Genomic DNA, 10,315 nt, shown 5'->3' with positions numbered 1-10,315 from the left:
GAGCGAGGATCGCCTGCGTCGCTAACGGGGGTTCCAGGGGGTCGCCCCCCTGGGAGTTAGCGTCGCCCCCCTGGGAGTTACGGCAGTTTCCAGTCCACCGGGGGCGCGCCCTGCTGTTCGAGGAGCTGGTTGGCTCGGGAGAAGGGGCGGGAGCCGAAGAAGCCGCGGTCGGCCGAGTAGGGGCTCGGGTGCGGTGACTCGATGCAGGGGACGCCGCCGAGCAGCGGTTTGAGGTTGCGGGCGTCGCGGCCCCACAGGATGGCGACGAGCGGGCGGCCGCGGGCGGCGAGCGCGCGGATGGCCTGCTCGGTCACTTCCTCCCAGCCTTTGTTGCGGTGCGAGCCGGGCTTGCCGGGCATGACGGTGAGTGATCTGTTGAGCAGGCAGACGCCGTTCTCGGCCCACGGGGTGAGGTCGCCGTTGGACGGTTCGGGGTGGCCGAGGTCGCTGCAGTATTCGCGGAAGATGTTGACGAGGCTCGCGGGCAGGGGCCGGACGTCGGGCGCCACGGAGAAGCTGAGGCCGACCGGGTGTCCGGGCGTCGGGTAGGGGTCCTGGCCGACGATGAGGACGCGGACGTCGTCGAACGGCTGGGTGAACGCGCGGAGGATGAGGTCGCCGGCGGGGAGGTAGCGGCGGCCGGCGGCGACTTCGGCGCGCAGCCAGTCGCCCGCGGCGGCGATCGTCCCGGCGACCGGCTGCAGCGCGGTGGCCCAGCCCGCTTCGACGATCTCCGAGAGTGGTCGTGCCGTCATGGCGCACCACCCTAGTCCGGTGATCACGTCTGCGCCGGTGGTTAGCCCCGTCAGTCCGCTTTGTGTAGTTTTCTGACCTCATGAGGCCGGTGATGGTGAAATTCTTGTCCAGCGGGGCCCAAAAACGCCGCATGAACTGGGTGAAACGCCCCGTTAAATCCCTGTTGCTTCCTTCTGGCCCGCGTTGACCTGCCGCCGCCCAGCGCATAACTCCTAGAGGCAGGGCAGGCGACAGGACGAGCGGACGGGACGAGAGCATGAGCCAGCTGAGCACCGTGGACGCGACATTCCTCCACGCCGAGACCGGTACCACCCGCGCCCACATCGCCGGGCTGGGCATCGTCGACGCCGGGTCGTGCCCCGGCGGCCGGCTCACCGTCCCGCTCGTCGCCGGGCTGGTCCGCGACCGCGCGCATCTCGCGGCGCGTCCGCTGCGGCAGCGGCTCGTCCAGGTGCCGCTCGGCCTGGACCACCCCTACTGGGAGGACGATCCGGACTTCGAGCCCGAACGGCACATCACCGAGATCGGGCTTCCCGCGCCGGGCACCGAACGCCAGCTCGCCGACATCGTCGGGATGCTGCACGAGCAGCCGCTCGACCTCACCCGCCCGCTCTGGGAGCTGGTGCTGATCCAGGGCCTGCACGGCGGGCTGACCGCCGTCTACGTGAAGGTGCACCACGCCGCGGTGGACGGCGTGATGGCCGCCGAGACGCTCGCCGCGCTGCTCGACCTGACGCCCGAGCCGCGGGACGTGCCCGCCGACGAGGAGGCCCCCGCCCGCGCCCCCGGCGTGCTCGACATGGTCGGGACCGGGCTGCTGCGGGCCGCGCTGCACCCCGTCCGGTCGGCGGTGTCGATGGCGCGCACCGCCCCCTACCTGGACGATGTGCCGGGCCTGTCGTCCATCCCGGGCATGGGGCTGGTGTCGGCGGCCGTGCAGGGCGCGCTGCGCCGCCCGGGGACGCCGCGGGCGCCCCGGATGAGCGCGCCGCCGACCCCGTTCAACCTGCCGATCGGCCGCCGCCGCTCCGTCGCCTTCGGTGAGCTGCCGCTCGCCGCGGTCAAGGAGATCCGGCGGGGCCTCGGCGGCAGCGTGAACGACGTCGTCATGGCGCTGTGCGCGACGGCGCTGCGGCAGTGGCTCGACAAGCGCGGCGACCTGCCGGACCGCCCGCTGGTCACGGCCGTCCCGGTGTCGCTGCGGCGCGGCGGCGCGGCGGCCGAGCCGGGCAACCAGCTCTCGCTCATGACGGCGCCGCTCGCCACGCACGTCCCGGACCCGGCCGAGCGGTACGCCGCCGTCCGGCGCGACATGGACGTCGCCAAGCGCCGGTTCACCCGCTCGTCGGGCGCCTGGGTGCGGGACGTGACCGGCCTGCTGCCCGCGCCGCTCGCCGGCGCGGTGACCAGGCTCGCGCTGCAGGCCGCGCCCGCCTTCTCGGTGCGCCCGGTCAACCTGATGATCTCGAACGTGCCCGGCCCGCAGATCCCGCTGTACCTGTGCGGGGCGAAGGTGCTCGGCTACTACCCGATCTCCGTCGTGACGGACGTGAGCGGCGGCCTGAACATCACCGTCTTCTCCTACGCCGGCAAGGTCCACGTCGGGATCGTGGCGTGCCGCGACCTCATCCCCGACCCGTCCGAGATCGTGGACCACCTCGTGGACGCGCTGGACGAGCTGAAGGCGCTCAGCCGCGAGTGAGGCCGAGGGCCTCCCGGTGCCGCCGCGCGAGCGCCAGCGCGGCGGCGCCCGCCGGCTGCACGGGCCGCGGGACGGGCCCGGCGAGCGGCGCCATCGACACCGTGCCCTCCTCGTTGACCGCGACCAGGCCGCCGAACAGGTCCCCGAACACGTCGTCGTCCATGACGACGGCCGTGAGGAGGTCGAGCGCGAACGTCAGCGGGTCGACGCCGAGCCCGAGGAAGTACGCCCGCAGCCGGCCCTCGTCGCGGGCGGCGGTCATCGCCCGGTGGAAGGGCCATTCCTCCTGGACGAAGCCGTCGCCGTAGTCCTCGCCCTTTCCGAGGAACTCCTCGGCGTACTCGCGGACCATGCACTGCCACAGGTCGGGCGCCTCGCCGCGGAGCGGCTGGAAGACGCCGACGGGCATCACCTGGTGGAGCCCGCCGGCGTGCGCGACCTTCGCCGGGTCGCGCCAGTGCAGGACGTACGAGCCGGACGCCGTCGCGGTCAGCGTCGTGACCGCGCACAGGGCGGGGCGGCGGGCGAGGTCGCACGGGTCGCCGATCCGGGTGCGCAGCGGCAGGCCCTCCGTCCCGGCGGCCAGCTCGTGCGCGACGCACTCGCCCACGTTCACGCCGTCGAAGTAGCGCGCGGGCCCGAACCGCAGGACGGGGAGTGCGACGTCGAGGAGCCGGTAGGACGGGCGGTCCTCGAAGACCTTCGGCGGCGCGAGCGCGGCCATGGCCTCGGCGTACGTCCGGTACCCGTCCGGGAGACCGCCGGCGGGGCCGGCGACGGCGGGCGGGGCGGGCCGCTCGTCCCATTCCAGCCGGAGGCCGGTGAGCGGGACCGGCGCGTCCGGCACCCAGCCGTCACGGCACAGCAGCGGCGTCCCCGCGACGCGCCCGGCGTCCGGATAGAGCGCGCTCGCCGCCTCTCCCAGCCGCGCCCGCTCTTCGTTCAGCGCCGCCCGCGCCGCGCGCCACGCCCGCTCGTCCACCCCGCCCAGCCTAGGCGCCCGGCGATCGCCGCTCGCCGGCTCAGGCGGCGGCGAGCTTGCGGGCGACGTCCTGCTCGATGAGGTCGGCGTTGACCATCGCGGCGGCCATCGAGCCGGCCGAGGCCGCCATGATGACCTGGCCGGCGGGGGAGACGACGTTGCCCGCGGCCCACACGCCCGGGACGCTGGTCCGGCCGGTCTCGTCCACCTTCACGAAGCCGCTGTCGGCGATCTCGGCGCCGAGGTCGGTCAGCGGGCCGTCCTTGGCCGCCCACTCCGGCGCGACGAAGACGGCGTCGCAGGGCAGCTTCGAGCCGTCCGCCAGCTCGAAGCCGGTGACGCGGTCGTTCTCGACGACGAGGCGCCGCGCCTCGCCCTCCACGACGCGGACGCCGCGCGCGTCCAGGCGGGCCGCGTCGTCGCCTGCCGGGGCCTTCGCCGCGAGGAACGTCACGTCCGGCGACCACTGCCGCAGCAGCGACGCCTGGTGGACGGAGTTCGGCGACGTCGCCAGCACGACGAGCCGCCGGTCGCGGACCTCCCACCCGTGGCAGTACGGGCACATCTGCACTTCGCGGCCCCACCGGTCCTGGAGGCCGGGAACGTCCGGCAGGACGTCGGCCACGCCCGTGGTGACCAGCAGCCGCCGGCCGCGCAGGACGGTCCCGTCCGCGAGCGTGAGGGCGAAGCCCTCCTCGGCGTCCCCGGCCGCGTGCTCGACGGTCCCGGAGATGATCTCGCCGCCGTAGCCGCGCACCTCGGTGCGGCCGATCTCCAGCAGGCGGGCGGGCGGCAGGCCGTCCCGGGTGAGGAAGCCCTGCATGTGCTCGGCCCGCGCGTTGCGGGGCTCGCCCGCGTCGACCACGGTGACGCGGCGGCGGGCGCGGGACAGGACGAGCGCGGCGCTCAGCCCGGCGGGCCCGCCCCCGATGATCAGTACGTCTCGTTCGATGTTCTCGGTCATGCCGCGAGGATGCGCGGCGGGTCCCGAGATTGACAAACTTCTTTGCCGAACCTGCAATTGGGGGATGGAGACGACCGAGCAGGTGCTCGCCGGAGTGGGCCCGCGGCTCCGGCGGCTCCGGCAGGAGCGCGACATCACCCTCACCGCGCTCGCCGAGGCCACCGGCATCTCGGTGAGCACGCTGTCGCGGCTGGAGTCGGGCAAGCGGCGGCCGAGCCTGGAGCTGCTGCTGCCGCTGGCGCAGGCCCACGGGGTGCCGCTGGACGAGCTGGTCGGCGCGCCCGCCGTCGGCGACCCGCGGATCAGGCCGCGCCCGCAGAAGATGGGCGACATGACCGTGCTGCCGCTGACCAGGCGCCCCGGCGGGGTGCAGGCGTTCAAGATGCTCGTCCCGGAGCGGCGGTGGACGAACGAGCCGCAGACCCACGAGGGCTACGACTGGCTGTACGTCCTGAACGGCCGGCTGCGCCTGCACCTGGCGGGCCGCGACATGATCCTGGAGCCGGGGGAGGCCGCCGAGTTCGACACCCGGCTGCCGCACTGGTTCGGCGGCGCGGGCGGGCCGGCCGAGGTGCTCAGCCTGTTCGGGCCGCAGGGGGAGCGGATGCACCTGCGGGCCAGGCCCCGGCGGAAGTGACATAAGTTGGGTGTCCGTGCAGACCGCCCAACCTCCCCAGGAATGCCCGGAACGCCGGCGCGCCGCGCCCGCCGCGTGGGCGCTGTGGGGCGTCGGCGTCCTCGCCTACGCGGTCGCGGTCCTGCACCGGACGTCCTTCGGCGTCGTCGGCCTGGACGCCGTCCGCCGGTTCGACGCGTCCGCCGGCATCCTCGCGTCCTTCACGGTCCTGCAGCTGCTCGTCTACGCGGGCCTGCAGATCCCCGTCGGCCTGCTGCTCGACCGGGTCGGCCCGCGCCGGATGGTCGCGGGCGGCGCGCTGCTCATGGCCGCCGGGCAAGCGCTCATGGCCGTGTCCACCGGCGTCGGCACGGCCGTCGCCGCCCGCGTGATGGTCGGCGCGGGCGACGCGATGACGTTCATCAGCGTCCTCGGCATCGTCGCGACCTGGTTCCCCGGCCGCTACGTCCCGGTCGTGACGCAGCTCACCGGGCAGCTCGGGCAGCTCGGCCAGGTGCTCAGCGCGATCCCGTTCGTCGCGCTGCTGCACGGCCCCGGCTGGGGCACGGCGTTCGGGTCGGCGGCGGCGCTCGGCGTCCTCATGGCCGTGCTGGCGGTCGCCGTGCTGCGCGACGGGCCGGGCCGCGCCGACGTCCCCACGCTGCGCGAGACGGGCACGAACCTGGTCGCGGCCTGGAAGCACCCCGGGACCCGCCTCGGCCTCTGGTCGCACTTCGTGACCCAGTTCTCGTCCAACACGTTCGCGCTGATGTGGGGCTACCCGTACCTGGTGTCGGGGCAGGGCATGGAACCGGCCGCCGCGTCCACGCTGCTGACGCTGTTCGTGCTGGTCAACGTCGTGTCCGGGCCGTTCATCGGGCGGCTCGTCGCCCGCTACCCGCTGCGCCGGTCGTGGCTCGTCCTCGGCATCGTCGGGATGAACGCCGCGGCGTGGGCGGCCGTCCTCGCCTGGCCGCCGCCCGCGCCCGCGTGGCTGCTGGTGCTGCTGATCCTGTGCGTCGCGCCCGGCGGCCCCGGCTCGATGATCGGCTTCGACTTCGCCCGGACGTTCAACCCGCCCGGACGGCAGGGCACCGCGACCGGCATCGTCAACGTGGGCGGCTTCATCGCCTCCCTCGTCACGATCCTGCTGATCGGGCTCGTCCTGGACGCCCTGTCGCCGCGCGGCGAGTTCACCCCCGAGGCGTTCCGCGCCGCGTGGACCGTCCAGATCGGGATCTGGGCGATCGGCGTCACGGGCGTCCTGCGGACCCGGACGCTGGCTCGCCGCCACATCGGCCTCGCCGCCGGCCGCGGCCGCCGGCGGGGCTGATCAGCTCCGCAGCTCCAGCGTGCAGCACTTCGGCCCGCCGCCCGCCTTGCGCAGCTCGGACAGGTCCACCGGGACGGGCTCGTACCCGCGGGCCTCCAGCGTCTTGATCAGCCCGGTCGCCTCGGTGTTGATGACGACGTTGCGCCCGTCGCACACCGCGTTCAGGCCCAGCACGGCCGCGTCCTCCTCGTCCGCGACGACGGCGTCGGGGAACAGCCGCTCCAGAACCGCGCGGCTGCCCGGCGAGAACGCGCCGGGGTAGTAGGCGACGTTGCCGCCGCCGAGCGGGAACAGCGCCGTGTCCAGGTGGTAGAAGCGCGGGTCGACGAGCCGGAGCGTCACGACCGGGCGCCCGAGGAACTCCTGCGCCTCCTGGTGGGCGGCCAGGTCCGTCCGGAACCCGGTGCCCGCCAGGATCACGTGGTCGAGCGTGAGGAAGTCGCCCTCGCCCTCGTTGGTGTGCCGGGCCTCCAGGACGTCCGGGAACCCGTTCTCCCGCATCCACTTCGCGTACGCGGGGCCCTCCGCCCGCCGCTCCGGATGGGCGAACTTCGCCCCGTAGACGCGTCCGCCGACCACCAGCGCGCCGTTCGCCGCGAACACCATGTCGGGCAGCCCCTCGATCGGGTCGATGAGGCTCACCTCGTGCCCGAGCTCCAGATACGCGGCGCGCAGCGCCTCCCACTGCTCGACGGCCCTCCCGGCGTCCGCCCCGGCCGCCGGGTCCATCCAGGGGTTGATCGCGTAGGTGACGGCGAAGTGCTCCGGACGGCACATCAGGAAGTGCCGCCGCGGCGCGGTCCGCTCGACGGTGCTCGGCCCCGTCGCCGGCATCACGGTCATACGTCTCTCCAGGGACATCCGAATGGGGGATCGACTGATCGGAAGCCTAGGAAGCAACGACCCGCAATCCAATTCGCCAACCTTGCTCTCACCTGGCACTTCGTTGCGTGTTTCGGCCGAGGAGGCATTGATCGTTGCGCGCTGGTCCCCGCCGTCGCGCGGGCGGCTCAGCCCCGGCCGAGGAGCGCGTCGAGCTGGAGCCGGAGGGCCAGCCGCACGCGGGGGGACGAGACGTCCACGGGCGCGACCTCCGCCATGCGGCGCAGGCGGTACCGCAGGGTGTTGGGGTGGACGCCGAGGGCCTGCGCGGTGCCCTTCGTGTCGCCGTAGTGGTCGAGCCAGGCGGCCAGCGTCGGGAGGAACGCCGTCCCGTGCGTCTCGTCGTGGGCCTTGAGCGCGGGCAGGGGGCCGCCCAGCAGGCCGGCGCCGGCTCCGACCGCCCGCCGGGCGCGTTCGACGACGACGGCGTCCCAGACGTCCTCCAGCAGGACGAGGCCGGGAGGCAGCCGGCCGGACGCGACGAGGGCGCCCACTTCGGCGGCCTCCGACCGGGACCGGGGCAGGTCGGCGGGGGAGTGCGCGGGGCCGCCCGCCGCCGCGTACAGACCGGGGTCGTGCGCGCGGACCTCGGCGAGGACGGTGCGCAGCCAGCGCATCGACCCGGCGTCCGGTTCCCGCCCGGCGCGGGGCGGGTCGGTCAGCACGGCGAGCAGCGCGCCGTCCAGGTCGGCGAGCAGCGGGCGGTGCCAGCCGAACCGGTGCGTGATCGCCTCCCACAGGTCGAGCCGCCCGGGGAGGTCGTCGCCGCCGCCGAGGACCGCGACGCGCCACGGGGGCTCGGCCGCGCCGGGGCGGACGCCGTCCCGGAGCGCGGCGCGGATCTGGTCGGCCGACACCCGGCGCGCGACGCCCGCCTCGGCGCGCAGCCGCAGCAGGTGCAGGGCCAGGACGGACGCGAGGTCCCTGAGCCGCCGGACCCGGTCCTGCGGGATCGGCGTCCGCGCCACCACCCAGATGGAGCCGAGCCACTCGCCCCCTGCGCGCACCGGGACGACGAGCCGCGGCAGCATGTCGTCCGGCCCGGCCGGGACGATGATCGGTTCGCTGGACCGGGCCAGCTTGCGGAACACCCCGCAGGCGCGCAGATGCGCGATGACCTGCGGCGGGACCCGGCGCCCCACGATGGTCGAGACGCGGGCGGGGTCGGTGGTGTCCTGGCGGCCCGAGTAGGCGAGGACGCGGGAGCGGGCGTCCTCCACCGTGACCGGGGCGTCGGCGATCTCGGCGGCGGTGTCGGCGAGCGCGAACAGGTCGTCGACGGCACCGGACGGGCGCGGCGCGTAGGCCCGGTCGATGGCGCCGCGCACCAGCCAGATCAGGTGCGTCCACGACGTGTCCGGCTGGAGTTCGACGAGCGCGGGCCGCAGGCTCCGCGCCGCTTCGGCGACCTCCGGGTCGCGGGCGAGCGGGGCCCGCAGCACGACGCCGTCCGCCCCGGCCGCGTCGGCGCGCTCCAGCAGCGCCACGGCCTCCGCCGGGCCGGACACGCCGGCGCCGAGGACGATCTCGCCCGGCCGCCCCGCCGCCTCGCCCGGCTCGGCCAGCACGACGTCGTGCACCTGCCCGCCGCGCCCCGGCGTCACCAGCCGGAGCAGCCCCAGCGAGCCGACGAGGCCGGCCACATCGATCACGGTTCCAGTGTGGCCCACCGCTTGTGCCGTTCGCACGACGCGCGGCACGCCGATTGGGCGAACAGGACAGAGACTCCGGCGTCCCGGCGGCGCACCATCGAAGTATCCGCCGACGAGGGACGAGGAGAGGAGTCGCCATGGCTCTCGACGCAGCGCCGCGCCGAGTCGCCGTCGTGGGCGCCGGCATGGTCGGGCTGTCCACCGCATGGTTCCTGCAGGAGCACGGGGCCGACGTCACCGTGTTCGACCGCCGGGACGTCGCCGCGGGCGCGTCCTGGGGCAACGCCGGCTGGCTGACGCCGGGCCTGGCGACGCCGCTGCCCGAACCGGCCGTCCTCTCCTACGGCGTGAAGGCCGTGCTCAGCCCGTCGTCCCCGGTGTACGTCCCGCCGAGCGCGAACCCGCGCCTGCTCCGCTTCCTCGCCGGGTTCGCCCGCAACAGCACCGCGGCCCGGTGGCGGCGCGCGATGGAGTCGCTCGTGCCGATCAACGGCCGGGCGCTGCCGAGCTTCGACGCGCTGATCGAGGGCGGCGTCAAGGCGGAGACGAACGAGGCCCGGTCCTTCCTCGCCGCGTACCGGACGGCGGCGGAGCGCCGCGTCCTGCTGGAGGAGATCGAGCACATCCGCGCGGCCGGCCAGGAACTGGAGTACGAGGCCCTCACCGGGGACCAGGCCCGCGCCCTGGAGCCCGCCCTGTCGGACGAGATCGGCGCCGCGATCGTGCTGCGCGGCCAGCGGTTCATCGACCCGGGCGCGTTCGTGCACGCCCTCGCCGACTCCGTCCGCGACCGCGGCGGCAAGATCCGCACGGGCGCCGCCGTCACCGGCATCGGCCACCAGCGCGGCAGCGTCTCGGTCCGCACCACGGGCAGCGACTTCGAGAAGTTCGACACGGTCGTCCTGGCGAGCGGCGTGTGGCTCGGCGACCTCGCCCGGCAGTTCGGCGTGCGCTCCCTCGTCCAGGCGGGCCGCGGCTACAGCTTCAGCGTGCCGGTGGACCGCGTCCCGGACGGCCCGGTGTACTTCCCCGCGCAGCGGGTCGCCTGCACCCCGCTCGGCGACCGGCTGCGCGTGGCCGGGATGATGGAGTTCCGCAGCCCGGAGGCGCCGCTCGACCCGCGCCGGGTCGAGGCGATCGTCGAGGCCGCCCGCCCGCTGCTGCGCGGCGCCGACCTCGACTCCCGGCGGGACGAGTGGGTCGGCTCCCGCCCCTGCACCCGCGACGGCCTGCCGCTGATCGGCGCGACCCGCTCGCCGCGCGTCTTCGCCGCCGGCGGCCACGGCATGTGGGGCATCACCCTCGGCCCGGCGACCGGGCGGCTGCTCGCCGAGCAGATCGCCACCGGCCGCCGCCCGAGCGAGCTCGACCCGTTCGACCCGCTCCGCTGACCCTTCGACCCGCTCCGCTGACCGTTCGACCCGCTCC

Annotated in this window: 9 protein-coding genes; 4 read left to right on the top strand and 5 right to left on the bottom strand. The window is 74.9% G+C overall.

The window, feature by feature from the left end; all coding sequences use genetic code 11:
• Positions 1 to 77: 77 nt before the first annotated feature.
• Entirely contained in the window at positions 78 to 755 is a 678-nt protein-coding gene (locus tag ACIWVC_RS26850) for a uracil-DNA glycosylase (RefSeq protein WP_396447590.1), read from the bottom strand.
• 257 nt (positions 756 to 1,012) lie between these two features.
• Between ACIWVC_RS26850 and ACIWVC_RS26845 the strand changes: the two genes are divergently transcribed.
• The gene (locus tag ACIWVC_RS26845; protein ID WP_396447589.1) at positions 1,013 to 2,458 is read left to right on the top strand and encodes a wax ester/triacylglycerol synthase family O-acyltransferase; all 1,446 of its coding nucleotides are present in this window, start codon (positions 1,013 to 1,015) and stop codon (positions 2,456 to 2,458) included.
• Here ACIWVC_RS26845 and ACIWVC_RS26840 read toward each other — a convergent pair.
• Both ACIWVC_RS26840 and ACIWVC_RS26835 read right to left on the bottom strand, forming a co-directional pair.
• Positions 2,445 to 3,440: a hypothetical protein gene (locus ACIWVC_RS26840; RefSeq protein WP_396447588.1), complete on the bottom strand. Its 996-nt coding sequence runs from the start codon at positions 3,438 to 3,440 to the stop codon at positions 2,445 to 2,447. The genes ACIWVC_RS26845 and ACIWVC_RS26840 overlap by 14 nt on opposite strands.
• A gap of 40 nt (positions 3,441 to 3,480) precedes the next feature.
• Positions 3,481 to 4,404, bottom strand: coding sequence for an NAD(P)/FAD-dependent oxidoreductase (locus tag ACIWVC_RS26835; RefSeq protein WP_396454739.1), 924 nt, complete (start codon positions 4,402 to 4,404; stop codon positions 3,481 to 3,483).
• A 64-nt stretch (positions 4,405 to 4,468) separates the two neighbouring features.
• Between ACIWVC_RS26835 and ACIWVC_RS26830 the strand changes: the two genes are divergently transcribed.
• Together ACIWVC_RS26830 and ACIWVC_RS26825 are read left to right on the top strand one after the other, a co-directional pair.
• Positions 4,469 to 5,041 carry a helix-turn-helix domain-containing protein gene (locus ACIWVC_RS26830; RefSeq protein WP_396447586.1) on the top strand — a complete coding sequence of 191 codons (573 nt, stop codon included), beginning with the start codon at positions 4,469 to 4,471 and terminating at the stop codon, positions 5,039 to 5,041.
• A gap of 10 nt (positions 5,042 to 5,051) precedes the next feature.
• Positions 5,052 to 6,353: a nitrate/nitrite transporter gene (locus ACIWVC_RS26825; RefSeq protein WP_396447585.1), complete on the top strand. Its 1,302-nt coding sequence runs from the start codon at positions 5,052 to 5,054 to the stop codon at positions 6,351 to 6,353.
• Here the strand turns inward: ACIWVC_RS26825 and ddaH are convergent, their stop codons facing one another.
• Complete coding sequence (ddaH, locus tag ACIWVC_RS26820; RefSeq protein ID WP_396447584.1) at positions 6,354 to 7,196, bottom strand: dimethylargininase; 843 nt, start codon at positions 7,194 to 7,196, stop codon at positions 6,354 to 6,356.
• 167 nt (positions 7,197 to 7,363) lie between these two features.
• A complete protein-coding gene (locus ACIWVC_RS26815; RefSeq protein WP_396454738.1) occupies positions 7,364 to 8,887 on the bottom strand; it encodes a PucR family transcriptional regulator in 1,524 nt (507 codons plus the stop codon).
• A 23-nt stretch (positions 8,888 to 8,910) separates the two neighbouring features.
• Here ACIWVC_RS26815 and ACIWVC_RS26810 point away from each other — a divergent pair, with 23 nt between their 5' ends.
• Complete coding sequence (locus tag ACIWVC_RS26810) at positions 8,911 to 10,278, top strand: NAD(P)/FAD-dependent oxidoreductase (RefSeq protein ID WP_396447581.1); 1,368 nt, start codon at positions 8,911 to 8,913, stop codon at positions 10,276 to 10,278.
• Positions 10,279 to 10,315 lie beyond the last annotated feature (37 nt).

Source organism: Actinomadura sp., assembly GCF_044508335.1.
GTDB lineage: Bacteria > Actinomycetota > Actinomycetes > Streptosporangiales > Streptosporangiaceae > Spirillospora.
Note: the sequence above shows the minus strand (reverse complement) of the source record. Positions and strands in the feature narration are given on the sequence as shown.

Bases quoted from the DNA above. Each gene is read 5' to 3' on its own strand.
- ddaH (WP_396447584.1), bottom strand. From the start codon at position 7,196: ATGACCGTGATGCCGGCGACGGGGCCGAGCACCGTCGAGCGGACCGCG.
- ACIWVC_RS26835 (WP_396454739.1), bottom strand. From the start codon at position 4,404: ATGACCGAGAACATCGAACGAGACGTACTGATCATCGGGGGCGGGCCC.
- ACIWVC_RS26845 (WP_396447589.1), top strand. From the start codon at position 1,013: ATGAGCCAGCTGAGCACCGTGGACGCGACATTCCTCCACGCCGAGACC.
- ACIWVC_RS26830 (WP_396447586.1), top strand. From the start codon at position 4,469: ATGGAGACGACCGAGCAGGTGCTCGCCGGAGTGGGCCCGCGGCTCCGG.
- ACIWVC_RS26850 (WP_396447590.1), bottom strand. From the start codon at position 755: ATGACGGCACGACCACTCTCGGAGATCGTCGAAGCGGGCTGGGCCACC.